General features: G+C 62.3%; 24 protein-coding genes and 1 pseudogene. 15 read left to right on the top strand and 10 right to left on the bottom strand.

What is annotated here, in order from left to right:
- Positions 1-2: 2 nt before the first annotated feature.
- Complete coding sequence (locus tag WBQ96_RS10410; protein WP_336550093.1) at positions 3-464, bottom strand: (2Fe-2S)-binding protein; 462 nt, start codon at positions 462-464, stop codon at positions 3-5.
- Between the two features lie 115 nt (positions 465-579).
- Between WBQ96_RS10410 and WBQ96_RS10415 the strand changes: the two genes are divergently transcribed.
- Complete coding sequence (locus WBQ96_RS10415; protein ID WP_336550091.1) at positions 580-1,176, top strand: TetR/AcrR family transcriptional regulator; 597 nt, start codon at positions 580-582, stop codon at positions 1,174-1,176.
- A 9-nt stretch (positions 1,177-1,185) separates the two neighbouring features.
- On the opposite strand, the gene WBQ96_RS10420 is transcribed toward WBQ96_RS10415, so the two are convergent.
- Both WBQ96_RS10420 and WBQ96_RS10425 read right to left on the bottom strand, forming a co-directional pair.
- A complete protein-coding gene (locus tag WBQ96_RS10420) occupies positions 1,186-2,316 on the bottom strand; it encodes a patatin-like phospholipase family protein (RefSeq protein WP_336550089.1) in 1,131 nt (376 codons plus the stop codon).
- Positions 2,317-2,469: 153 nt separating this feature from the next.
- Positions 2,470-3,252 carry a 3-hydroxybutyrate dehydrogenase gene (locus WBQ96_RS10425; RefSeq protein ID WP_336550087.1) on the bottom strand — a complete coding sequence of 261 codons (783 nt, stop codon included), beginning with the start codon at positions 3,250-3,252 and terminating at the stop codon, positions 2,470-2,472.
- A gap of 167 nt (positions 3,253-3,419) precedes the next feature.
- On the opposite strand from WBQ96_RS10425, the gene WBQ96_RS10430 reads away from it, so the two are divergent.
- Positions 3,420-4,352, top strand: a complete 933-nt coding sequence (locus tag WBQ96_RS10430; RefSeq protein ID WP_336550086.1) for a bifunctional helix-turn-helix transcriptional regulator/GNAT family N-acetyltransferase — start codon at positions 3,420-3,422, stop codon at positions 4,350-4,352.
- 3 nt (positions 4,353-4,355) lie between these two features.
- Here the strand turns inward: WBQ96_RS10430 and WBQ96_RS10435 are convergent, their stop codons facing one another.
- Positions 4,356-4,763: a VOC family protein gene (locus tag WBQ96_RS10435; protein ID WP_336550084.1), complete on the bottom strand. Its 408-nt coding sequence runs from the start codon at positions 4,761-4,763 to the stop codon at positions 4,356-4,358.
- Positions 4,760-5,233 (bottom strand): ArsR/SmtB family transcription factor, encoded by a 474-nt coding sequence (locus tag WBQ96_RS10440; protein ID WP_336550082.1) that lies wholly within the window; start codon positions 5,231-5,233, stop codon positions 4,760-4,762. Before WBQ96_RS10440 ends, WBQ96_RS10435 begins: the two co-directional genes overlap by 4 nt.
- 38 nt (positions 5,234-5,271) lie before the next feature.
- On the opposite strand from WBQ96_RS10440, the gene ispG reads away from it, so the two are divergent.
- The 5 genes from ispG to WBQ96_RS10465 all read left to right on the top strand — a co-directional run bounded on the left by ispG (position 5,272) and on the right by WBQ96_RS10465 (position 10,879).
- Positions 5,272-6,522 carry a flavodoxin-dependent (E)-4-hydroxy-3-methylbut-2-enyl-diphosphate synthase gene (gene ispG, locus WBQ96_RS10445; RefSeq protein ID WP_336550080.1) on the top strand — a complete coding sequence of 417 codons (1,251 nt, stop codon included), beginning with the start codon at positions 5,272-5,274 and terminating at the stop codon, positions 6,520-6,522.
- A gap of 3 nt (positions 6,523-6,525) precedes the next feature.
- Complete coding sequence (locus tag WBQ96_RS10450) at positions 6,526-7,377, top strand: lytic transglycosylase domain-containing protein (RefSeq protein ID WP_336550078.1); 852 nt, start codon at positions 6,526-6,528, stop codon at positions 7,375-7,377.
- Positions 7,378-7,543: 166 nt separating this feature from the next.
- Positions 7,544-8,410 (top strand): hypothetical protein, encoded by an 867-nt coding sequence (locus WBQ96_RS10455; RefSeq protein WP_336550076.1) that lies wholly within the window; start codon positions 7,544-7,546, stop codon positions 8,408-8,410.
- A gap of 112 nt (positions 8,411-8,522) precedes the next feature.
- Positions 8,523-10,268, top strand: coding sequence for a gamma-glutamyltransferase (gene ggt, locus WBQ96_RS10460; protein WP_336550074.1), 1,746 nt, complete (start codon positions 8,523-8,525; stop codon positions 10,266-10,268).
- 149 nt (positions 10,269-10,417) lie between these two features.
- Positions 10,418-10,879 carry a hypothetical protein gene (locus WBQ96_RS10465; RefSeq protein WP_336550072.1) on the top strand — a complete coding sequence of 154 codons (462 nt, stop codon included), beginning with the start codon at positions 10,418-10,420 and terminating at the stop codon, positions 10,877-10,879.
- Positions 10,880-10,885: 6 nt separating this feature from the next.
- Here WBQ96_RS10465 and WBQ96_RS10470 read toward each other — a convergent pair whose 3' ends face one another.
- Together WBQ96_RS10470 and WBQ96_RS10475 are read right to left on the bottom strand one after the other, a co-directional pair.
- Positions 10,886-13,243, bottom strand: coding sequence for a response regulator (locus WBQ96_RS10470; RefSeq protein ID WP_336550070.1), 2,358 nt, complete (start codon positions 13,241-13,243; stop codon positions 10,886-10,888).
- Positions 13,244-13,491: 248 nt separating this feature from the next.
- Positions 13,492-14,409, bottom strand: a complete 918-nt coding sequence (locus WBQ96_RS10475; protein WP_336550068.1) for a polyprenyl synthetase family protein — start codon at positions 14,407-14,409, stop codon at positions 13,492-13,494.
- 156 nt (positions 14,410-14,565) lie between these two features.
- Here WBQ96_RS10475 and mtgA point away from each other — a divergent pair, with 156 nt between their 5' ends.
- The 3 genes from mtgA to WBQ96_RS10490 all read left to right on the top strand — a co-directional run bounded on the left by mtgA (position 14,566) and on the right by WBQ96_RS10490 (position 16,147).
- Positions 14,566-15,273, top strand: a complete 708-nt coding sequence (gene mtgA / locus WBQ96_RS10480; RefSeq protein WP_336550295.1) for a monofunctional biosynthetic peptidoglycan transglycosylase — start codon at positions 14,566-14,568, stop codon at positions 15,271-15,273.
- 144 nt (positions 15,274-15,417) lie between these two features.
- On the top strand, positions 15,418-15,600 hold the full coding sequence (gene rpmF, locus WBQ96_RS10485; RefSeq protein ID WP_008834724.1) for a 50S ribosomal protein L32: 183 nt from the start codon (positions 15,418-15,420) through the stop codon (positions 15,598-15,600).
- A gap of 142 nt (positions 15,601-15,742) precedes the next feature.
- Positions 15,743-16,147 (top strand): hypothetical protein, encoded by a 405-nt coding sequence (locus WBQ96_RS10490; protein WP_336549971.1) that lies wholly within the window; start codon positions 15,743-15,745, stop codon positions 16,145-16,147.
- A gap of 5 nt (positions 16,148-16,152) precedes the next feature.
- Here WBQ96_RS10490 and WBQ96_RS10495 read toward each other — a convergent pair whose 3' ends face one another.
- Positions 16,153-16,788 (bottom strand): DUF1062 domain-containing protein, encoded by a 636-nt coding sequence (locus tag WBQ96_RS10495; protein ID WP_336549969.1) that lies wholly within the window; start codon positions 16,786-16,788, stop codon positions 16,153-16,155.
- Between the two features lie 345 nt (positions 16,789-17,133).
- Positions 17,134-17,562, bottom strand: coding sequence for a GlcG/HbpS family heme-binding protein (locus tag WBQ96_RS10500; protein WP_336549967.1), 429 nt, complete (start codon positions 17,560-17,562; stop codon positions 17,134-17,136).
- A 127-nt stretch (positions 17,563-17,689) separates the two neighbouring features.
- Here WBQ96_RS10500 and WBQ96_RS10505 point away from each other — a divergent pair, with 127 nt between their 5' ends.
- From WBQ96_RS10505 to WBQ96_RS10515, 3 genes and pseudogenes are all read left to right on the top strand, one after another.
- On the top strand, positions 17,690-19,276 hold the full coding sequence (locus tag WBQ96_RS10505; RefSeq protein ID WP_336549964.1) for a gamma-glutamyltransferase family protein: 1,587 nt from the start codon (positions 17,690-17,692) through the stop codon (positions 19,274-19,276).
- Positions 19,277-19,348: 72 nt separating this feature from the next.
- Positions 19,349-19,747: a DUF2946 family protein gene (locus WBQ96_RS10510; protein WP_336549962.1), complete on the top strand. Its 399-nt coding sequence runs from the start codon at positions 19,349-19,351 to the stop codon at positions 19,745-19,747.
- 62 nt (positions 19,748-19,809) lie between these two features.
- Positions 19,810-21,177, top strand: a pseudogene (locus WBQ96_RS10515) (PepSY-associated TM helix domain-containing protein).
- Positions 21,178-21,402: 225 nt separating this feature from the next.
- Here the strand turns inward: WBQ96_RS10515 and phaR are convergent.
- On the bottom strand, positions 21,403-22,002 hold the full coding sequence (gene phaR, locus WBQ96_RS10520; RefSeq protein ID WP_336549960.1) for a polyhydroxyalkanoate synthesis repressor PhaR: 600 nt from the start codon (positions 22,000-22,002) through the stop codon (positions 21,403-21,405).
- A 278-nt stretch (positions 22,003-22,280) separates the two neighbouring features.
- On the opposite strand from phaR, the gene WBQ96_RS10525 reads away from it, so the two are divergent.
- Positions 22,281-23,465 (top strand): acetyl-CoA C-acetyltransferase, encoded by a 1,185-nt coding sequence (locus tag WBQ96_RS10525; RefSeq protein WP_336549958.1) that lies wholly within the window; start codon positions 22,281-22,283, stop codon positions 23,463-23,465.
- A 145-nt stretch (positions 23,466-23,610) separates the two neighbouring features.
- Positions 23,611-24,333 (top strand): acetoacetyl-CoA reductase, encoded by a 723-nt coding sequence (gene phbB / locus WBQ96_RS10530; RefSeq protein WP_336549956.1) that lies wholly within the window; start codon positions 23,611-23,613, stop codon positions 24,331-24,333.
- Positions 24,334-24,515 lie beyond the last annotated feature (182 nt).

The following is a 24,515-nucleotide window of genomic DNA, read 5'->3' on the forward strand; positions in this document are numbered from 1 at the left end:
GGTCAGATCCCCGCCGTCTTGAGTGCTGCCGCTTTCTTGATCGCGGCGCGGATGCGCGGATAGGTGCCGCAGCGGCAGAGATTGCCGCCCATGGCGTTGTCGATGTCCTCGTCGCTCGGGCTCTCGATCTCGTCGAGCAGCGCCACCGCGCTCATGATCTGGCCGGCCTGGCAGTAGCCGCATTGGGCGACTTGCTCCTCCAGCCATGCCTGCTGCACCGGGTGCAGCTTGCCGTCTGTGGAGATGCCTTCGATGGTGGTAATTTCGCCATGCACCTCTCTGAGCGGCAGGATGCAGGAGCGGACGGGTGTGCCGTCCATATGCACGGTGCAGGCACCGCAGGCAGCGATGCCGCAGCCGAATTTCGGCCCTGTCTTGCCGGCGAGGTCGCGCAGCGCCCAAAGCAGGGGCATCTCCGGATCGGCTTCGATGTCGATTGGTTTTCCGTCGACGATGAGGCGCATGGGGATACCCTTTGTTGTCGTCCACAGCCTGCCGTGAAGCCTGCGCTTCCGATGTTTCTACATCTTGACAAAATTCGTCATTATGTCAATAGACGTTTGCAAGGACAGATTTGCCGTGACCGAGACCGCAGAAACAGCCATCGACCCGAAACGTGCCCGCATTCTCGACGGGGCGATGAAGATGTTTCTCGCCTATGGTTTCTCGCGCACGACCATGGACGACATTGCCCGGGCGGCCGAGGTTTCACGCCCGGCGCTCTATCTCCTGTTCAAGAACAAGACCGACATTTTTCGCGCGCTGGCGTCGGTCCTGCTTGAAGGCTCATACGCCAGGGCAAAGGCTGCGCTGACCACCGGCAAGCCGCTCAGCGAGCGCATGTGGCTTGCGATCGACACGGCAATCATCTCGGTCATGGCGGAGATTTCGGAATCGCCGCATGGCGCGGAAATCCTCGACATGAAGGGCAGCCTTGCAGGCGATGTGGTCGAGGCGTGGCGCTCGATGCTGGTCGGTCATTTCGCGGCTGCAATCGAGAGCGAAGCCAAGAGCACCGGTGCCGATCTGGCCGCTCGCGGCCTGTCGCCGATGGTGCTCGCCGACATGCTGTTCGACGGTCTCGAAGGCATGAAGATGAGGATCACCGGTGCGGAAGAGCAGCGCAAGGCGGTGCGCGGGCTCGTCAAAGTCGTCGAACTCGCTATCCGACCCTGAGGCGCACGCTCAGACATGAGGACGGGCGCCAGCCGGTTTCTTGCGCGTCGCCAAGAATTCGCGCACACGCTTGCCTGGATCCTTGCGATGCAGCGGGCCGAAGCGGCCTTCGAATTCGTCGGTCAGGTCGAGCGTCGCGCGCTTGCCGATGGCATCGAAATTCTCCTCCAGCCAGTCGCCGGCAGCATTGCGGCCGAGATCGCGCAGATATTCGAGGAAGGCCCATTCGGCATTGATTTTCGATGACGCCGAAAGATTCTTGAAGGCCTCGTCGGCATCGATGCGGTGCATGCGGATATCGCGATACTCGCCATGCGGCAGGCGGCCGGAAGCGATCATCTCCTTGATGAAGGCGATGGCGCGGAATTCGCGCAGCAGGGCTGCGTTGAAGGTGATCTCGTCGATGCGGTTCTGGATCTCGTTGGAGGTTTTAGGCGTTTCCTCGCGCACCACCGGGTTTATCTGCACCAGCAGCACATCCTCGGTCGCGGCCTGATCGAAGAAAGGAAAGATCGCCGGATTGCCGCCATAGCCGCCATCCCAATAAGGCTGCCCCTCGATTTCCACGGCCTGGAAAATCTGCGGCAGGCAGGCCGAAGCCATGACCACGTCGAGAGTGATCTCGTTGTGGTCGAAGACCCGCAACTGGCCGGTCTCGACATTGGTCGCCGAGATGAACAGCTTGATCGCCTTGCGGGAGCGGACATTGTCGAAGTCAATCTCGGCCTCGACCACGTCGCGCAGCGGATTGACGTTGAGCGGATTGGCGAGATAGGGCGACAGCGAGCGGGACACCATGTCGTACCAGATGTAGCCCGGCGTGTTCTCGATCGACCAGTTGCCCCAAACCACATCCCACGGTGCGCGCTGCACCGGGCTGAAGCGGCCCTTCCGCGCCACCGCGCGCCACAGATCGTGAAGTTTTTGCCGCGCACCGTCGGCGCCGTCGCGCACCCAGCCATCGGCGAGTGCGACCGCATTCATGGCGCCGGCGCTGGTGCCGGACACAGCGGCGATATCAAGCCGCCCGTCTTCCAGCAGGCGGTCGAGCACGCCCCAGGAAAAGGCGCCATGCGAGCCGCCGCCCTGAAGGGCGACATTGATCGGTTTTTTGTCTTCCGCCTTGCCGTTTGTGGTCATGGCGTTGTCCTTTCAATTGCTTTCTTCTCCCCGTTCACGGGGAGAAGATGCCGGCAGGCAGATGAGGGGCGGAGCCAGCTTTTGAAAACGAGACGCTGCCCCGACCCTTCGGGCCACCTTCTCCCCGTAAACGGGGAGAAGGAAAGTGCGCTGTCATTCGGCCGTCCAGCCGCCGTCGACGGAGATATGCGTGCCGTTGATCTGGGCGGCGGCGTTTGAGCAGAGGAAGGCGGCGGTTGCGCCGATCTGCTCTACGGTGACGAATTCCTTGGTCGGCTGCTTGTCGAGCATGACCTCGCGGATGACGGTCTCGCGGTCCATGTTGTGGGCCTTCATCTGGTCGGGGATCTGGGCTTCGACCAGCGGCGTCAGCACATAGCCGGGGCAGATGGCGTTGCAGGTGATGCCGTCGGTGGCAACTTCGAGCGCTACCGTCTTGGTCAGGCCCATGATGCCGTGCTTGGCCGAGACATAGGCAGACTTGAACGGCGAGGCGACAAGGCCGTGGGCCGAGGCGATGTTGACGATGCGGCCGTAGCGGGCCTTCTTCATCAGCGGAAGCGCGGCCGCGATCGTGTGGAAGGCCGACGACAGGTTGATGGCGATGATCGCATCCCATTTGTCGATCGGGAAATCCTCGACCGGCGCGACATGCTGGATGCCGGCATTGTTGACCAGAATGTCTACCGAGCCGAATTTTTCGGCGGCCTTGGCAACCAGCGCGCGACATTCGGCCGGCTTCGACATGTCGGCCTGGACGTAGATCGTCTCGACCGAATGATCTTTCGCGATCTTGTCCGCGGTGGCGTGGTCGTCAGCCGTGTCGGAGAAGGAATTGACGACGATGTTGCAGCCTTGTGCTGCAAGCGCATGGGCGATCGCAAGGCCGATGCCGGAGGTCGAGCCGGTGACGATTGCTGTTCTTGTTGCGGCCATGACGAATGTCCTTTGTCGATGATGGTGCGGCGCACTCTATATATTGCATTGCAGCAAAATTGCGAATGTGGTGCGACAGGACGGCACGGAAGGACGTGCCACAAGCCGAAAATTACTTGACTAAGTCAAGTAATTTGACGAGGATGGACGCTTTCCATGGTGCTCCAATGCTCAAAATTCTCACTCCCACAGAAGACCAGATCACTGCCGTGCGGAACTTCAACCGTTTCTACACCCGGCAGATCGGTTTGCTGACAGAGGGGTTGCTCAAAAGCGATTTTTCGCTGACCGAGGCGCGGGTTCTTTATGAGCTGGCGAACCGCGACGGCCTGACTGCAAGCGACCTGACGCGGGAACTGGGGCTCGATGCCGGCTACCTCAGCCGGCTTCTAAAGAAGTTCGAGACCCGTCGTCTTTTGACGCGCGTACCGTCCACGCTCGATGGTCGCCAGACGGTTCTGTCGCTGACCGTTGCCGGCCGCGCAGCTTTCGCGCCGCTGAACCTTGCATCCGCAGAAGAGGTCGCCACGCTGCTGGGGCGTCTGTCCGTCGAAGATCGGGAAAAGGCAGTGAAGGCGATGCAGACGATGCAGCGCCTGCTTGGCGGTGCGGAACCGAAGGAACCCTATAGCCTGCGGCCGTTGCAGGTCGGCGACATCGGCTGGATCACGCACCGGCAGGGCGTGCTTTATGCGCAGGAATATGGTTTCGACGGGAGCTACGAGGCGCTGGTGGCTGAAATCCTCAGCACCTTCGTCAGGGATTTCGATCCTGAATGGGAACGGGCCTGGATTGCCGAGCGGGACGGCGAAGTGGTCGGCTCGGTCTTTATCGTGCGTAAATCCGAAACCGTCGCCAAGCTGCGGCTGCTCTATGTCGATCCCTCGGCGCGGGGTCTCGGCCTCGGCCGTCGGCTGGTCGAGGAATGCATCGGCTTTGCCCGCGCCAAGGGCTACAAGACCATGACGCTATGGACCAACGACATACTCCTGGCTGCCCGGCACATCTATCAGACGGCGGGGTTCAAGCTGGTCGAGGAAGACCGTCACCACTCCTTCGGCCAGGATCTGGTCGGCCAGACCTGGGAGCTCGCACTTTGAGGCTCAGTTCGCTTCGTCGATCTGGAACAGCTGGATGTAATTGCCGCAAGTGTCGTTGAGCGCGACGGTCGTGGGGCCGCTTGCCGGTTTCGTCGGCGATCCACGAAACTCGACGCCGAGCAATGTCAGCCGCGCACATTCGGCGTGGATGTCGTCGACGCCGAAGGCCGTGATCGGAATGCCGGCGGCGAACAGGGCTTTCTGAAAAGTCACCGCCTCGGCAACGCCATGCACCGGCTCCAGCAACAGCTCGGTGCCGTCCGGTTCGTCGGCGGCCGTCACAGTCAGCCAGCTTGCGCCATTGCCGAAGGGAATGTCGCGCTTGACCGCGAAGCCAAGCGTTTCCGTATAGAAAGCCTTTGCCTTCTGCTGGTCTTCGACCAGTACGCTGGTGAGTTTTACCCGGATCACGGCTTCTCTCCCTGCTTTTGCTCGTCCTCGGCCCGCAAGATGGCTTCGAGCGTGTCGAGCCGGTCCAACCAGAAATTCTCGTAGAAGCGCAGCCATTCGTCGGCGGCTTTCAAAGGGGCGGGCTCGATGCGGCAGACATGCGAGCGTCCCTCGACGCGACGCTGGATGAGGCCGGCCGCTTCCAGCACGCGGATATGCTTCGAGGCTGCGGCAAACGACATGTCGAAGGGGGCGGCAAGCTCGCCGATATTCTGCTCGCGGGCCGTCAGGCTGCGCAGCATCGCCCGCCGCGTCGGGTCCGACAGCGCACGGAAAATACCATCCAGGGCGGGGGTGTCATCTAAAACCATATGGTTCAATATCAGCCCGATAAAAAACTGTAAACCCTTTGGTTCAATAATGCCGCTCGATATAGACTGACGGGTGAGCGAAACGTCGCGGCCATTGACATCGGGCGCGGCGTCCTCCACGTCAGGCGTGACTACCTTTCGCAAAGAGGCTGCCGGTAATGACCGGATATTTTTCCTCCCCCTTTCCCCGCCGCCACTCGGTCGGCGTCGACGTCGGTGGCGTGATCGTCGGCGGCAGTGCGCCGGTCGTCGTGCAGTCGATGACCAATACGGACACGGCCGATATCGACCAGACCGTGGCGCAGGTGGCCGCCCTTCATCGTGCCGGTTCCGAGATCGTGCGCATCACGGTCGACCGCGACGAATCGGCTGCCGCGGTACCCGCGATCCGCGAGAGGCTGGAGCGGATCGGCATCAATGTACCGCTGGTCGGCGACTTCCATTATATCGGCCACAAGCTGCTTGCCGATCACCCGGCCTGCGCCGAGGCCCTAGCGAAATACCGCATCAATCCGGGCAATGTCGGCTTCAAGGACAAGAAGGACAAGCAATTCGCGGCGATCGTCGAAATGGCGATCAGATATGACAAGCCGGTGCGCATCGGCGTCAACTGGGGTTCCCTCGACCAGGAGCTTCTGACGAAGCTGATGGACGAGAACCAGAACAGCGGCTCGCCGCTGACAGCGCAGGAAGTGACGCGCGAGGCGATCGTGCAGTCGGCGCTGATCTCGGCGGAAGCGGCTGAAGAGATCGGTCTCGCGCGGGAGAAAATAATCCTGTCGGCCAAGGTCAGCCAAGTGCAGGACCTTATCGCCGTCTACACGATGCTGGCGCAGCGCTCCAACCACGCGCTGCATCTCGGCCTGACAGAAGCCGGCATGGGCTCCAAGGGCATCGTCGCCTCGTCGGCGGCCATGGGTATCCTGCTGCAGCAGGGCATCGGCGACACGATCCGCATCTCGCTGACGCCGGAGCCGAATGGCGACCGCACCCGCGAGGTGCAGGTATCGCAGGAACTTCTGCAGACGATGGGTTTCAGGCAGTTCGTGCCGATCGTGGCGGCGTGCCCCGGCTGTGGCCGCACGACCTCGACGGTGTTTCAGGAACTGGCCCAGAACATCCAGGCGGACCTGCGCAAGAACATGCCGGTGTGGCGCGAGAAATATCCGGGCGTCGAAGAGCTCAAGGTCGCGGTCATGGGCTGCATCGTCAACGGACCCGGCGAGTCGAAACATGCCGATATCGGCATTTCGCTGCCCGGCACCGGCGAGATGCCGGCGGCTCCCGTCTTCATCGACGGCAAGAAGGCGATGACGTTGCGTGGTCCCGCCATCGCCGAGGATTTCGAAAGGCTGGTCGCCGACTATATCGAGCAGCGCTTCGGCCGCGGCAAGCAGGCAGCAGAATAGCGCATGCGCAGCCTCGCAAAAGCAGCCCTGCTCTTTTGCGCGATCGCCTGGAGCGAGACGGCCCTTGCCGACCCGCCCGGAAGAACAAAACCGGCGACTGTCGGCCGCATCTGCAATCTCATCGACACCCATGCCGGCCGCTTCGGCGTGCCGCGCGATTTCTTTGCCCGCCTGATCTGGAAGGAAAGCCGCTTCGACGCCAATGCGGTGAGCCCGGCGGGCGCGGAAGGCATTGCCCAGTTCATGCCCGGTACGGCCAGGATACGCGGGCTTGCCGACCCGTTCGACATCGAGCAGGCGATCGAGGCATCGGCCAAATATCTCGGCGAGCTGAAAACAGGCTTCGGCAATCTCGGCCTGGCGGCGGCTGCCTACAATGCCGGCGAGACCCGGGTGTCGCGCTGGCTCTCTTCCGGCGGCTTCCTGCCCATGGAAACAGAAAACTACGTGCTCGACATCATGGGCGAGCCGGCGGACAATTTCACCAACGCTTCCTATGCCGGCACGATCCATCCGCTCGACAAGAAGCAGGATTTTTCCGAAGCCTGCCGACGACTGCCGATCGTCAAAGCCGCGACGATCCCCATGGCCCGCATCAACGTCAAGCCGTGGGGCATTCAGGTGGCGGGCAATTTCCGCCAGTCGGCGGCGATCCGCCAATGGCAGCGCGAGAGGGCGAAATTTCCGGCGCTGTTGCGTGGCTATGATCCGGTGGTCAGCCGCATACGCTCGCCCATCGGCCGGCGCGGCATCTATGCTGTCAGGATAGGCGCCGACAGCCGCGCCACTGCCGACATCATCTGCCAGAAATTGCGCGGCGCCGGCGGTGCCTGCGTGGTGATGCGAAACCGGTAGGCCAGATCTTTCCGGTGTGGTTCCGGTAACGCGTGGCTATGTCTGATTCGCGACATCCGACGTGACAACAGCATCTTGCGGTTGCAAGCCCGATGTGATCGAGTTGCGGGATGGGAAGCAGTGGGAAGGTGGAGGCGCCGCACGCTTACGCTGCCGCGCCGTGCCTATGAACAGCAAGACGGCGGAAGAGATTCTGGCTCATCCTCGTTTTGCTGAGGCTCGGCGCGCCCATATTGATGCCCTGGTCGGGTTGTTTGCCGACAACCGCTTCGTCACCCGGCTGATGATCGATTCCGGCACGATCATGCTGAGGGCGCTGCTCGTCGGCTTTCATGTCTCCCATGACGAGGACGACCGCACGACCTGGGCAACGCTCGGGCAGGTTCAAAATGTCCTTGTCGAGCGCGGCCTGGCAAGTGCGCGCCGTGTCGAGGACCTTGTCGCCCGCTTTCGTCAGGTGGGCTACGTCGTTTCTGTTGAATCCCCATCCGATATCAGGGTCCGCATCCTCAAGCCGACCGAGCAGTTGCTGGCGCATGATCGCGATCATCTCGCCGTCTACCATCGCTTCCTGCACGATCTTTATCCCGACCGCGGCTACGACTGGGCCTTGCGGCAGGACCCCCGCGTGCATTTCGAAATACGCAAAGCGATGTTTCTGGCACTCGACAAGGCCACGGTTTTCACGCGCCACCAACCGATTATGACCTTTCTCACCCGCAATGCCGGCTACTGCGCGTTCCTGCTCGTGGCGCAGGCCGCACTCTCGCGCTACCCCCGCGAACAGAGTTTCGGCTCCATCGCGGATCGTCTTGGCGTCTCGCGAACGCATATCCGCAATATATTTGTCGATGCGGAGGCCGCGGGGTTTGTCAGCTGCGAAGGCAAGCCGGGCAGTCCGGTCGAGATCTTGCAGCCTCTCTGGCAGGATTATGACAATTTCCTTGCCGATATGCAGGCGGGTCAGGACGCCATTGCGCAGGCCGCCTTCGCCACTCTGCGGGCGGATTGCGGCGCCGATCACCCAGCCTGACACGGCATCATTCAACGTGTCCTTGAGCGGATGCTGCCCTGTTCATTCGTGCTGGACACGGCCGGCGTGACGGGCTTGTCTGTCGGAGATCAGAATCCTCGGAGGCAGCCACATGGAAAAATCCTTTCGCAGATCGATTGTCCTTGCCGTTGGCAGCGCGGTCGGCCTCATCCCGTTGTCACCCGCCTTCGCCGTATCGCCCGAGCCGCTGGAGGCAGAGCACGGCATGGTCGTCACCGCGCAGCATCTGGCGTCGGAGATCGGCGTCGACGTGCTGAAGAAGGGCGGCAATGCCGTGGATGCGGCGGTGGCCGTCGGCTACGCGCTGGCCGTCGTCTACCCGACTGCCGGCAATATCGGTGGCGGCGGCTTCATGACCATCCGCCTGAAGGACGGCAAGACGACGTTCCTCGATTTCCGCGAGCGCGCGCCGCTTGCCTCGACCAAGACGATGTATCTCGACGACAAGGGAGAATTCATAAAGGGCCTCAGCACCAGCGGTTATCTGGCCGTCGGCGTGCCGGGCTCGGTCATGGGCTTCGAGACGGCCCGGACCAGATATGGAAAACTGTCGCGCGAGGATCTGATGGCGCCGGCCATTCGCCTGGCCAAGGAAGGTTTTGTCCTTGAGGAAGGCGATGTGACGTCGCTGGAAGGCGGTGCCAAGAAACTGGCGAAGGACCCGGCGGCCGCAGCTATTTTCCTCAAGCCGGACGGCAAGACTTACGCCGCCGGCGAGACGCTGGTTCAGCCTGACCTCGCCACGGCGCTCTCCAGCATCTCGGAAAAGGGGCCGGACGCTTTCTACAAGGGGCCGATCGCGGATGCCATCGTCAGCGCCAGCATGTCCATGAAAGGCATTCTGGCGAAGGAGGATTTCGAGCAGTATTCGGTGCGCGAGCTGGAGCCGATCAAGTGCAATTATCGCGGCTATGAGATCGTGTCGTCGCCACCGCCGAGCTCGGGCGGGGTCATCATCTGCGAAATCCTCAACGTGCTGGAAGGCTATCCGCTTTCCTATCTCGGTTACGGTTCTGCCGACACGACGCATGTCATGATCGAGGCGATGCGCCATGCCTATGTCGACCGCAACACGGCGCTGGGCGATCCCGACTTCGTGAAAAACCCGGTCGAGAAGCTGCTCGACAAGAATTACGCCAAGGAAATCCGCGGCAAGATCAGTCCGTTCAAGGCCGGCGTTTCGCAGGATCTGAAGCCGGAAGGTTTTGGCGAGAGCAACGAGACGACGCATTACTCCATCGTCGACGACGAGGGCAATGCGGTCGCCGTCACCTACACGCTCAACGGCTCCTTCGGCGCCGGCGTGGTGGCGCCGGGCACTGGCATCCTGCTCAACAACGAGATGGACGATTTCACAGCCAAGCCGGGGGTACCCAATCTCTACGGGCTGGTGCAGGGCGAAGCCAATGCGATCGAGCCGAAGAAGACGCCGCTGTCCTCGATGAGCCCGACCATCGTCTCGAAGGACGGCAAGCCGTTCATGGTCATCGGCAGCCCTGGCGGCGCGCGCATCATCACGATTACGCTGGAAGCGATCGTCAACATCATCGACCACGGCATGAACATCCAGGAAGCGATCGACGCGCCGCGCATCCACCACCAGTGGCTGCCGGACAAGGTCTATATGGAGCCCTATGCGCTGTCGCCCGACACGCGGCGGCTGCTCACCGGCATGGGGCACGATGTCGATATCGACCCGGACTGGACGATATGGGGGCAGGCCGCCGGAATACTCATCGGCGGCAAGAGCCTGGCCGAAATCGAGAAGGGCGGCGGGGCTCGCTATTACGGTGCGATGGACAGCCGCGCCGCTGCGGGAGCGCCTCGTGGCTATTAAAAGGCCCTGACAGCTTATTGCCTTTTTCGAGCGTTAACGCTGTTCCTTCGAGGAAGAGGGATGTTCGTGGGTTTGAATTGAGTCCGCGAACAGGTTCGGTTTAGGCTGCCATGTCTGCGGGGCTGCCTGCGCTTTTGACGAGGATGAAAATGACAGGAATGCGATCCATTGTTCTGGCTGCGGGTCTGACAGCTCTCATGACGCCGTTTTCGCTGACAGCTTTCGCACAGGACTCGAAGACGACAAATCAGGAGATCGACGACGCACTCGGCAACCACGTCCAGTATGAAACCGCGATCAAGGCCCTGCAGCAGGGCGTCAAGGACAAGGACGCCAAGACGGTTGCTGCGCTGGTCAGTTATCCGATCAATGTGAACATCAAAGGCAAGGCGACGGAGATCAAATCCGCGAAGGATTTCATCACTCACTACGACGCCATCTTCACGCCGAAGATCGCCAAGGTGGTCGAGGACCAGAAATATGAAGACCTGTTCGTGAACTATCAGGGCATCATGTTCGGCGACGGCCAGGTCTGGATGAACGGCATCTGCAAGGACAGCGCCTGCAAGGCTTTCGATGCCAAGGTCGTTACGATTCAGGACGGGCCGTAACAGGCGCTAGGCCGTCCGCGCGAGCTCCGTCGTTTCGCTGAGCCACGCGCCGATCTTGGTGCCGAGGCGGTCGGGCGAAATCGGCTTGGGCAGGTAATCGTCCATGCCGGCCTCGATGCATTTCTCGCGGTCACCCTTCAGCGCATGCGCGGTGACGCCGATGATCGGCGTATGCGCGCCTATTGCCGCTTCGATGCTGCGTATGGCGCGCGTGGCCTCATAGCCGTTCATCTCCGGCATCGACACGTCCATCAGGATCAGGCGCGGGCTGAAGGTGCGGTACATCTCCACCGCGGTACGGCCATTGGCTGCGATCCGGTAGGATAGGCCGAGACCGTCGAGGATCTGGCCGAAGACGAGCTGGTTCACCTCGTTGTCCTCGGCGACGAGGATGTCGAGCGGTACATTGGCCGAGGGCTGGGCCGCACTCTGCATGGGCGTCGCGGCAGCCGAGCCGCGCAAAACGGTGAAGGCGGGTGCTGCGGGTTTGGGCGCGGGTGCGGCTGCGACAACAGGTGCGGCCTCGCGCACGAACTGCGCTTTCCCAAGCACGGTGCGCGCCTTCTGGATGGCGCCGATGACGGTGCCCAGAAGTATCGCCGAACGGGCCGGCTTGGTCAGGTGCGCGGCGATGCCGTAGTCGAGCACGAGGCGGCCGAAATCGACCTGGTCGACTGATGTCAGCAGCACGACCGGAATGGAAGCGAGCCTGCTGTCTGACGACATCGCCTTGGCGACGTCGGCGCCGTTCATGCCCGGCATCTGGTAGTCGAGGATGACGCAGTCCACCGTCGCGCCAAGCTGGTGGGCGCGGTCGAGGAAGGCGAGGCCGATGGCACCGGTTTCTGCGGCGGCGCAGTCGAAGCCCCAGCTTCTGAGCTGCTCGAGCAGGATGTCGCGGTTGACCGGATTGTCGTCGATGACCAGCACGCGCGCGCCGGTGACGTCGGTGGGCACGATCTCCGTCTGTGCGGTGGCCTCATGCGCTGGCAGCGGCACTGTGAACCAGAACACCGAGCCACGCCCGACTTCGCTCTCGATGCCGATCGTGCCACCCATCAGGTCGACCAGCCGTGCGGCGATCGCCAGCCCGAGGCCGGTGCCTTCGTGGCGGCGGGTGGAAGAATTGTCGACCTGCGCGAATTTCTCGAACACGCTTTGCAGCTTGTCGGCGGGAATGCCGATGCCGGTGTCTTCGACCCGAACCTTCAATTGAACGGTGCCGTCCTCGACGATGCCGGAGACGTCGATCAGCACGTGGCCCTTCTCGGTGAACTTCACCGCATTGCCGAGCATGTTGGTGATGATCTGGCGGAAGCGCCCGACATCGCCGACGACATGGGCCGGCAGGCGCGGATCGACGCGCACGATGAGCTCGAGGTTCTTTTCGGCGACGCGGGCTGAAACCAGCGTCGCGACGTCCTCGACCGCCTCCGAAAGCCGGAACGGGGCGGGGTCGAGCGTGAGCTGGCCGGCATTGATCTTCGAAAAATCGAGGATGTCGTTGATGATGGTCAGCAGCGCGTTGCCGGATTTGACGATCACGTCGGTAAAGGTCTTCTGGCGCGGCGTCAGCTCGGTCTTGGCCAGAAGCTCGGCCATGCCGAGAACACCATTCATCGGCGTGCGGATTTCGTGGCTCATATTGGCCAGGAATTCGGATTTGGCGCGGTCGGCGGCCTCGGCCTGGAACAGCGATTCCGCCGACTCGGCAAAGGCCTTGCGGATCGCCGTTTCCATCGGCCGGAATATCCACAGTGCAACCAGCCCAAGCACAGCGATCAGCGCCAGTCCGGCATAGGACAGGAAGGTGTCGCTGCGCTGCTCGACGAATGCGCGCTCGCGATCGAGTGAGGTGCGCGCGCGGATCAGCAGCGGCTGGGCGAAAAGATCGTTCTGGTTGCGGATTTCGCGGTTGCCCCACTCGTCGATCTTCTGCGCGCCGGCAAGCACGCCGAGATTGCGCACGATATCGCGCGCCGACCAGAACAGGTCGCCATTGACCGAAGCGGATTTGAGGTCTTCCAGGGTCATCGTCGAAAGATCGGGCCACACCGCCGCGAGATCGGCGGTCAGTGCGTCGATCTTTTCCTGCAGCCGATTGGCGTGGCCGCTCGCCGCATTGGAGAGGTCGGCGCGGGTTTCCGCGCGCCAGGCGGTGGTTGCGGTCTCGGAGAATGTCGTGGCGTTGCGCAGGTCACGCCCGAGCGTGGTAAGGTTGCCGCCGATCTGGTCGATCGCGTTGCGCAGGTCGTTCATGCTGTTCAGCATGTAGAAGATCGCGCCCGAGGTCAGCGCGAAAATCAGCAGACCCGACAGATATCTGATCCGTATCGAACGGATGAACAGCGAATAATCAGGCACGCACACACTCCGGACACATACGCACAATTTTACAGAGCCGGATTACGCTTGATTTACATTAAAATTTCGTGATCGAGGTTTCCCGATTCTTCCGCAGGTTGCGCTAGGGTGTGTGCAGATTCAGGTCAGGACGAACCGAAAATGGTGGTTTTCGAGAACCGGAGCGGAGTGGACATTTGGGTCCATGAGCACCGGAAGCGCAGAAAATTACCGTTTGCAGGTCGTCATGGCGTGAATATCCACATACCCTAGTTGCGCCGGTTGGCGACGAAGCTGGCCGCATCTTTCAAGAGAGTTGCGCGCTCGCCATAAGGTTCAAGCAGAAGGTGCGCCTGTTCCACCAGGCCGTGCAGCTGGTCCTGGGCCCAGTTCGCGCCATGCAGTCCGACCAGCGTCGCCTTGCCGGCGGCGGCGTCCTTGCCGGTCGCCTTGCCCATGGTCTCGGCGTTGGAGGTCAGGTCGAGCAGGTCGTCTGCAAGCTGGAAGGCAAGGCCGATGGCCGAGCCGAATTCGGCAAGCCGCTCGCGATCGGTGGGTGCAGCACCGGCAAGGATAGCACCGGCTTCGCAGCCATAGCGGATCAGCGCGCCGGTCTTCATCGCCTGAAGCGTGATGATGCCGGTCTCGTCGGGACGCTTGCGCTCGGCTTCGAGGTCGAGCGCCTGGCCGCCGGCCATGCCACCGATGCCGGCTGCCCGCGAAAGGCCGAGCACGAGGTCGAGCTTACGCTGCGCCGGCAGTTCGGTTGCTTCATCGGCGATGATGTCGAAGGCGTAGGTCAAGAGGCTGTCGCCGGCCAGAACGGCGCTGGCTTCGTCGAAGGCGCGGTGCACTGTGGGCTGACCGCGGCGCAAATCATCGTCGTCCATCGCCGGCAGGTCATCATGGATCAGTGAGTAGCAGTGTACGCATTCGAGCGCTGCGGCGACACGCAGTGCGGCCTCGCCGTCAGCGTCGAAAAGGGCTGCACTTTCCAGCACCAGAAAGGGCCGCAGGCGCTTGCCGCCGTTGAGCACGCCATGGCGCATGGCAGCCAGCAGCGTGCCTGGCCGGACAATCTCGCCGGGCAGGATGCGCTCGTCGAGCAGGCGTCGCAACAGCGCCTCGACAGACTGGGCGCGCAACTCAAGGTGGGCTTCGAAGGGCAAGGTTTCTTCCTCGATCATGGCCGCCACGGTTTACGGCAATCGCAGCCGCGGTCAAGTTCGTCGCATTGAGACATTGCGCTGCCGGCCAAGCGCCATTATGCCGAAGGCAAGGAGCGCTGAGGGACAGAAGGCTTGGACGAACCAATAATCGATCCCGAGACGCGGGGGCTCGAAATGGCACCGAGGCGGAAGGCAAGATCGCTCGGCGATATGCGCGTGTGGGTTCGCCGCGCCGTTCTCGCCGCCATCACCCTTGCGCTGATTCCCGCCGTGCTGACGTTTCTCTATATGCTGCCCTTCGTGCATCCGGTCTCGACGCTGATGCTGAAGGATCTGGCGACTTTCTCGGGCTACGACCGCCGCTGGGTTTCGATCGACGATGTCGCGCCGGTGCTGGCGCACTCCGTCATCATGTCGGAAGACGGCCAGTTCTGCTCGCACCGGGGCATCGACTGGGGTGAACTGCGCCTGGTGATCGACGATGCGCTGTCCGGCGAGGCGACGCGCGGGGCATCGACCATTCCCATGCAGACGGTGAAGAACCTTTATCTCTGGCAAGGGCGCTCGATGATCCGCAAGGGGCTGGAGGTGCCGCTGGCGGTCTATTTCGACGCTGTCCTGTCGAAGAAGCGGATCATGGAGATCTATCTCAACATCGCTGAATGGGGACCGGGCATCTATGGCATCGAGGCAGCCGCCCAGCACCATTTCGGCATCCCGGCCAAGCAGCTGACGGCACGGCAGGCGGCGCTGCTGGCGGTGACGCTACCCAATCCCATCGACCGCAATCCGGCGAAAGCCGGTGCCGGTTTGAAGCGGCTCGCCAACCTCGTCCAGCGGCGGGCCTCGCGGTCCGGCGCCTATGTCGGCTGCGTCGACTGAGCGAGATTGAAAAAAATTCGCCGCGGTGCTGGTCAACCCCCGCTTTGCCGTGTATAGGCACGCCACTTATCTCAGATTACGGCCTGTTACGTGCGGCCCTTTAGCGAGGGCAGTCGGGGCTTTTACGATGGATGGAGCAATTCCATGGCTGTGCCAAAACGAAAGACCTCGCCTTCCAAGCGCGGCATGCGCCGTTCGGCGGATGCGCTGAAGGCTCCGACCTATGTCGAAGACAAGAACTCGGGCGAAATGCGCCGTCCGCACCACATCGACCTGAAGACCGGCATGTATCGCGGTCGCCAGGTTCTGACGCCCAAGGAAAGCTGAGAAGCCTTCCTCGCGCCGTTATGCGGTGGAACGATCAAGGGACTGGCCGCGCGCCGGTCCTTTTTCGTTTGTCGGGCGTTCGGTTCGGCCATGTGATAACCAATCAACGCACTTCGCCATCTTTTGCGAGAGAAGAGAATAGATGCTGTCCCTTGTGCCGCTGCTGATCATCCCCTTCATCCTGTTCAATCTTGGCCTAGCCGGCCTGTTCGGAACGGGCACAGGCGATCCCTTCGCCACTGAGATGTTTTCCGTGTCGATGATGTCGGGCGGCATCTGGACGATGACGGTCGGCGATTTGCTGATCGTGGTGGCGCTGCTTCTGCTCTTCGTCGAGATGATGAAATCGACCCGCACCTCCAATGCCTCGATCGTTGATCACCTGCTGTCGACCTTCGTCTTCGTCGCCTTTCTGGTCGAGTTCCTGCTGGTCAGGAGTGCGGCGCATCCCGTCTTCTTCACGCTGATGGTGATCGCGCTGATCGACGTGCTTGGCGGCTTCTCGGTCTCGCTGCGCTCGGCAGGGCGTGACGTCAATCTGAGCTGACCCGTTCAGCTGCTGTCGACACCGGAAGTCGTCATCGCGATAAGCGGACCGTCGCTTTCGGCCGACAGGTCGACGGCAATGCGCATCCCATCCTTTGCCGGGCGGCGCATGAACTGCCTGTCCGTCGAGGCGCTCAGGCGCCCCTTGTCATGCAATGCCTGGATGCGGCTTCGCGACAGGCCGAGTTCGCTCGCAAGAAGGCGGTCGACGCGCAAGCTGGTTTTGGACGGCGCAGTGAGATGGATTTCCATTTTCGCTACCGAGTAGAGATCGCCTGAGACAACGCTCTTTCGAACTTCGACATCGCCGAACTCTTCGACCCGCTCGGCGCTGCGGCGCAGATCGTCGAGATCGAAGGCCAGACGCGCTGTCCATTCGGGATCGTTCGTGCGCAGCGCATGCAGCAGGTCCGGATCGATCGAGCGGACATTGCGGCGTTCCAGCAGTGAGCGGTTCCAGGTGCCGTCGCAATCGACGCAGCGATAGATCAGCCACGCGTCGATGCGCTTGCCATTGGCGTTGACCCGCGCCTTGCCGGAACTGCTGAAAGGCCTGATGCCGCCGCATCGGCGGCATGGGAGCCAGGGTTGCGGGGCGGTTTGGGAGATGATGGTCCATTGGACGCAGAGGAGGGCTGACATGCCGGCTTGATCTTCCTGGTCGGAAGTTCCTCAAGACGGCGGTGTCGGAGAGCCTCAGGCGAGGCACGGTTTGGCAGAAGTCGGGTGCGGATCAAGGACGAGCCGGCGGCGATGACACCGGCGGCGGTCCAGCCATGCCATCCCGGTCTCGATCCGCCACCTGAAGAACACGCAAATTCGCGATTGCGACAGGCCTGCGCCATGCCGCGTTTCTGGTGGAACTGACGAGACCGGAATTACAAAGGCAAGACGAGCCGAACCTGGGATTGTTGCGTTGGAGCGCCTTTTAGCGAAAGCCGTGCAAGTTGGGAAGTGGTCGCAGCGGCTCAAGATGTGGGGCTAAGATCAGCCGCCGTCGGCTTCGAAACCAGCGGCCTGAATGCCGGCGATGGCCACCAGCTCGTCATTGTCGGAGGTGTCGCCGGAAACGCCGACCGCGCCGATGACCTCGCCCTGCGAGCGGATCAGCACGCCGCCGGCAACCGGCACGACCTTGCCGCCGGAAACGCCGGACAGGCCCTGCATGAAATGCGGACGCTCCTTGGCCATCGCCTCGACCCGGCGCGAGCCTGCGCCTACCGCCAGCGCGCCATAGGCCTTGCCGGACGCGATCTCGAATCGCAAAAACGATGCGCCGTCCTGCTTCTGGAAAGCGATGACGTGCCCGCCGGCATCGAACACGACGATGCCAAGCGGCTTGAGATTGGCTTCTTTCGCCTTGGCAAAGGCTGCTTCGGTGATTTCATTGGCTTTGGCGAGTGTCAGGCTTGGCATGGTTTCTCCTGTGAGGCCGATTTGGCCCATTGCTTTTATGCGGCGGGACGTGAAATTTGTATGCCTTCCGGAAAAGAAGCTGTTTTACCAAACCGGCCATGACCAGCCGCAAAGAGGGGATTGACGCTTGAGAAGATTCGATGTGCCGGGGCGCTCGCCCGTCTACGCGGAAAACGGCATGGCCGCGACCTCGCACCCGTTGGCAACTGCCGCGGCAATCGCCGTGCTGAAGGAAGGCGGCAATGCCGTCGATGCGGCCATCGCCGCCTCCGCAACACTGACGGTGGTCGAGCCGCATATGACCGGCATAGGCGGCGACTGTTTTGTTATCCTCGCTGAGCCAGATGGTTCGATTCATGGCTTGAACGGCTCCGGCCGCGCGCCTGCTGGCGCCGATGCCGCGCGCTTGCGCGATCTCGGCTACAGCGCCGTGCCGGAAAGCGGACCGCATTCGGTGACGGTGCCGGGTGCGGTGAACGCATGGGAAACGCTGCATGCCCGCTTTGGCAAGCTCTCCTTCGAGCGCCTGTTTGCGGACGCGATCGGCTATGCCGAGAACGGCTATGCGGTGCATCCGCGCGTCGCCTCGGACTGGGCGGGTGTCGTCGAGGAACTCGCGACAGACGAGGGTGCCGCCCGGCACTATCTGGTCGACGGCAAGGCGCCTGCTCTCGGCACGCGCCACAAGGTGCCGGCGCTGGCGGCAACGTTGCGCAAGATCGCCACGCAAGGCGCGAAAGCTTTCTACGAAGGCGAGATCGCCGCTGAAATCGCCGCCACGATCCGCGCCAAGGGCGGCTTCATGACCGAAGACGATCTTGCCGCCACCTCCGCCGATTGGGTCGAGCTGATCTCGACCCGCTATGGCGGCTACGACGTCCTCGAAATCCCGCCGAACGGGCAGGGCATCACCGCGCTCATCCTGCTCAATTTGATGGCCAAGGTCGGCACCGGCAGGCTCGCTCCCGACAGTGCCGAGCGCTATCATCTCGAGATCGAGGCGGCGCGGCTGGCCTATTCGGTGCGCGACCATCTGGTGGCCGATCCGAAGTCGATGGCGGTCACGCCGGCGCAGCTTCTCTCGGACACCTATACCGCTGCACTTGCCGAAGGAATCGATCCGGCGCGGCGCAACGCAAAGATCGTGCTGCCAAAGACGCCTGCCTCCGACACGGTCTATCTCACTGTGGTCGACCGCGACCGTCGCGCCGTGTCCTTCATCAACTCGGTCTACGACAGTTTCGGCTCCAAGATCGTGACCCAAAAGTCCGGCATCGCGCTGCAGAATCGCGGCGCCTGCTTCTCGCTGGAAGAGGGCCATCCCAACGAGCTCGGCCCGCGCAAGCGGCCCATGCACACCATCATTCCGGCGATGGCGCTGAAGGATGGCAAGGCGGCTGTTTCGTTCGGCGTCATGGGTGGTGCCTATCAGCCGATGGGCCACGCTCATGTCTTCTCCAACCTTGCCGATCACGGCATGGACCCGCAGGAAGCGCTGGATCACGCGCGGCTGTTCTGGGCCGAGGATGGCGTGCTTGAGGCCGAGGCCGGGATCTCGGCGGACGTGCGCGAGACGCTGACTGATAAAGGCCACACGCTGCGCGACGCGGCCAAGCCGCATGGCGGCGGACAGGTCATCGTCATCGACGACAAGAACGGCTTCCTGATCGGCGGCTCTGACCCGCGCAAGGACGGGCTGGCGCTGGGCTGGTGAGGGCTCTGGCCCGGCACATCGCGCCGCAGTGACTTCGCGGCGCGGGCATGTCATTGACGCTGCATGAAGTTCATGCGGCACCTACTGAAGGACAGGCTGTCGGTCGGCGCAATCGCTGCGCTGATCGGCTACATGCTGTTGCTTCAGGGGCTGATTGCCGGTTTCTCGCAAGGGGCCATGGCCGCTTCGGCGCTCGATCCCTTGCATGTCATCTGCGCTTCGGACGGCACGATCTCTACCGCCGCGAAAGAGCCCGGCGGCTCGCCGGTGGACAAGGCGTTCCAGTGTCCTTGCGCGACGCTCTGCCAGCTTGCTGCGACCGCCACGCCGGCGGTTCTCGGTGAACTCGCGGTCTTTGCCTATGCCGCGCCGAAAGATACGAATACGGTTCGTTTCGAGCCAGCCGGCGTTTTCCAACCGGCCTTGCGGGGCCTTCTCGCAGAAGCCCGGGCACCACCACTCTCCATGTGACGTCGAACGATACGAAACCGGCCTGACAGGCCGTTCGATATTTCACGCCTATGGAGATACCCATGTCCGATCTGACCATCGGGCGGGAAAGTGCTGGCATTGCCGCGCAATCCGCGTCCGACCTCTACCGCGCCGTCTGGCGCTGGCATTTCTATGCAGGCCTGCTGGTCCTGCCCTTCATGATTACGCTGGCCGTCACCGGCGCGCTCTATCTGTTCCGGGACGAACTGGACGCCCTGATTCACGCTGACCTCAAGCGTGTCGAAATTCAGGAGAGTGGCAAGGTTGCGCCCTCGGCGATGGTGGCCGCAGCACTGGCCGCGCATCCGGGCGCTGCCCTTAAATTCACCGACCCCGGCTCGCCTGATGCATCGGCCGAGATCACCGTCAACACGCCGTCAGAAGGCAAGCTGGCGGTCTATGTGAACCCGTACGACGGCAAGGTGCTCGGCTCACTCCCCGATCGCGGCACGGTGATGTGGACCATCCGCTATCTGCACAGCCTGAAATATTTCGGTCCAACCGCCCGCATGGTGATCGAGATCGCTGCCGGCTGGTCGATCCTGCTTGTCGGCACCGGCATCTATCTCTGGTGGCCGCGGCGGCAGACGGGCGGTGTCCTGAGCGTGCGCGGAACGCCGAAGAAGCGGGTGTTCTGGCGCGATACCCATGCCGTCACCGGCGTTTTCGTCGGCTTCTTCATCGTCTTTCTGGCGGTCACCGGCATGCCCTGGTCTGGCGTCTGGGGCGGCAAGGTCAATGAGTGGGCCAACGGCAACAATTTCGGCTACCCTGCCGGCGTGCGGATCGCGGTGCCTATGTCGGACGAACATCTCGATCATGTCGCCAAGACATCATGGTCGCTCGAGCAGGCGCAGGTCCCGGAGTCGCCTGCCGGTCATCACGGTGCCGCCCCGATCAGCCTGGATGACGCGGTTTCGACGTTCGACCGGCTCGGCCTGCACCGCGGCTATGCCGTCAACATTCCGTCGACACCGACCGGCGTCTTTACCGGCTCGGTCTATCCCGACGACGTGGCGCAGCAGCGGGTGGTTCACCTCGACCAGTATACGGGCAAGCCGTTGATCGACATGAGCTATGCCGATTACGGGCTACTCGGCAAATAGCTGGAATGGGGGATCAATGTTCACATGGGGCAGCAATTCGGCCTCGCCAATCAGCTTGTGCTGCTCGCAGCCTGCATCGCCATCGTTGCACTTGCGGTTTCGGCGGGCGTGATGTGGTGGAAGCGCCGCCCGCAAGGCTCGCTCGGCGTGCCGCCGATGCCTTCGGACAGTCGGGTGTTTCGTGGCCTGATTGCGATCCTTGCCGTTGGAGGGGTGGTGTTTCCGCTGGTCGGGGCTTCGCTGGTGGTGATGCTGGTGTTGGATTGGGGCTGGTCGCGGGCGAGGAGAGCGGGAAGGGCGTGAAGGGAAGGAGGCTAGCCGCAGCGCTGACGACCCCCTCTCCCCGTCCTTCACGGGGAGAGGGTAAGGGTGAGGGGCTGTTTCCATCAAAAGCTGAAATGATCAGGCCTCCGGCGGTTCGCACGCTTCGGAAACGTCACCGCTACCCCGGCCCTTCGCTAGGGCTCCGGGCGTTCGTCGCTTCAATCGACAAATCGTTGTCGATTGATCGCCTGTGGCGACCGCTCCTCACCCCATAGAATCTATTTTCCGCTGCATGGCGGCGATCTGTTCCTTCAGTTCCTGAAGGTCGCCCGGCTTTTCGGAACTTTCCTGCTTTACCGGCTCGGCGGGTGCAGATGCCGTGCCGCCCTGCGGGAAGGGGGTGAACAGGCGCATGGCGTTCTGGAACATTTCCATGTTGCGGCGCGTCTGCTCTTCCAGCGCCTTCATCGGCGCAAGCTTCATCATCTCCACCGGCGACTTGCCGAGGGAGGTTTTCATCTGCTCGCGAAAGCGCTCCTGCTCCTTGGCGAAGGCCACCATCGATTGTTCGAGGAAGCTCGGCACGATCATCTGCATCTGGTCGCCATAGAAAGCGATGAGCTGGCGCAGGAACGGGATCGGCAGCATGTTCTGCCCGTCCTTGTTCTCCAGCTCGAAAATGATCTGCGTCAGCACCGGGTGGGTGATGTCCTCGCCGGTCTTGGCGTCCTGCACGGTGAATTCCTCGCCCTTCTTGACCATCTCGGCCAGGTCCTCGAGCGTCACATAGGTGCTGGTGCCAGTGTTGTAGAGGCGGCGGTTGGCGTATTTCTTGATCACGACCGGATCGTCTTTTGCGGGCATCAAATTCCTCCCCAGGGACCGGAACGCGAAGTATGCAGCCGGTAACGATTGCGCCATGGCGAGGATATGCGCAAAACGTCTGCAATTCCAAGCGCTTTGTGCAGTGCGGGAAATTTGCCCGCAAATGCTGCGCAGCATAGGGTGATTTTTTGGCGGCGTTTTATTGCGGCAGCAATCCTGACCAATCGATTTCCAGTTTGACTCGGGTTCTTTAACGGGCAAGAAAAGCCCTTGAGGAGACCGTCTTCGGTCACGCCCTAACTGTTCTGGAGAGTGAAATGCCCGCCTCTAATTCCATCGTCATCGCCAGCGCCGCCCGCACCGCGGTCGGTTCCTTCAACGGCTCATTCGCCAACACGCCGGCCCATGAACTGGGCGCGGTAGTCGTCAAGGAAGTGCTGGCGCGTGCCGGTGTGGAGGCGGCTGAAGTCGATGAAGTCATCCTCGGTCAGGTTCTGACGGCGGGGCAGGGGCAGAACCCGGCGCGGCAGGCCTCCATCGCCGCCGGCCTGCCCATTGAAACCACCGCCTGGGGCCTCAATCAGGTCTGCGGCTCGGGCCTGCGCGCCATCGCGCTCGGCATGCAGCAGATCGCGACGGGTGACGCCAAGATCATCGTTGCCGGCGGCCAGGAATCGATGTCGCTGTCCACGCATTGCCAGCATCTGCGCGCCGGTACCAAGATGGGCGACCTCAAACTCATCGATACGATGATCAAGGACGGTCTGTGGGACGCCTTCAACGGCTATCACATGGGCAACACCGCCGAGAATGTCGCACGCCAGTTCCAGATCACCCGCGACGATCAGGACGAATTCGCGCTCGCCTCGCAGAACAAGGCCGAGGCGGCGCAGAAAGCGGGAAAATTCAAGGACGAGATCGTCGCCTTCACCGTCAAGAGCCGCAAGGGCGACACCATCGTCGACCAGGACGAATATATCCGCATCGGCGCGACGATCGACGCGATGCAGAAGCTTAAACCCGCCTTCGACAAGGACGGCACGGTGACTGCCGCCAACGCATCCGGCCTCAATGATGGCGCGGCCGCAGCCGTGCTGATGACCGAGGCCGAAGCCGAGAGGCGCGGCATCACCCCGCTTGCCCGCATCGTCTCCTGGGCAACCGCCGGCGTCGATCCGCAGATTATGGGCACAGGCCCGATCCCGGCATCGAAGAAGGCGCTGGAAAAGGCCGGCTGGTCGGTGGCCGATCTCGACCTCGTCGAAGCCAACGAGGCTTTCGCTGCCCAGGCCTGCGCGGTCAATAAGGGTCTTGGCTGGGATCCGGCCATTGTCAACGTCAATGGCGGCGCCATCGCTATCGGCCATCCGATCGGCGCTTCGGGCGCGCGCATCTTCAACACGCTGGTCTTCGAAATGAAGCGCCGCGGCGCCAAGAAGGGCCTCGCCACGCTGTGCATCGGCGGCGGAATGGGCGTGGCGATGTGTGTGGAAGCGATTTAGGGGAATAAGGGAATAGGGCAGTAGGGGAGTAGGTGGAAGAAACAGTCGCGATTAGCCTCGGAGTGCATGTCACCCCTCGCTTGTTTCCCTACTGCCTTACTCCCCTATTCCCCTACTCCCATAAAAATAAGAGGAGGAGCACTTCATGACCAGAACAGCACTCGTCACCGGGGGATCGCGTGGCATCGGGGCGGCGATCGCCGTCGCGCTGAAGAATGCCGGCTACAAGGTTGCCGCCAATTATGCCGGCAATGACGAGGCGGCGCAGAAATTCACCGCCGACACCGGCATCAAGACCTACAAATGGTCGGTCGCCGACTACGACGCCTGCGAGGCCGGCATCAAACAGGTCGAGGCCGATCTCGGTCCGGTCGATGTGCTGGTAAACAATGCTGGCATCACGCGGGACGCGCCCTTCCACAAGATGACGCGCGACCAGTGGCGCGAGGTGATGGAAACCAACCTCAACGGCGTCTTCAACATGACGCATCCGCTGTGGAACGGCATGCGTGAGCGTAAGTTCGGTCGCGTCATTACCATTTCCTCGATCAACGGCCAGAAGGGCCAGTTCGCGCAGGCCAACTATTCTGCGGCCAAGGCCGGTGACATCGGCTTCACCAAGGCGCTGGCACAGGAAGGCGCGCGCGCCGGCATCACCGTCAACGCCATCTGCCCCGGCTATATCGGGACCGACATGGTCATGGCGGTGCCGGAAAAGGTGCGCGAGTCGATTATTGCGCAGATCCCGGTCGGCCGGCTCGGGGAGGCTGCCGAGATCGCGCGCTGCGTGGTGTTCCTGGCGTCCGACGATGCCGGCTTCATCACCGGCTCGACGATTACGGCCAATGGCGGGCAATATTTCGTGTGAGGGCTAAGTAACTGTCCCCGGCAGTGAGCGCAGCTAAGCGGCGTCATCCCGGCCAACTGAGCAAAGCGAAGGCAGAGCCGGGACCCATCCTGGAACCTTGCGATGCCACGGAATGGGTCCCGGATAGCCGATCTTCGCTTTGCTTCGATCAGCTTCCGGGATGACGGTCGTTGATGTTGGCA

Origin of the sequence: Mesorhizobium sp. CCNWLY176, from assembly GCF_037153935.1 — a bacterium.
Classification (GTDB): Bacteria; Pseudomonadota; Alphaproteobacteria; order Rhizobiales; family Rhizobiaceae; genus Mesorhizobium_M; species Mesorhizobium_M zhangyense.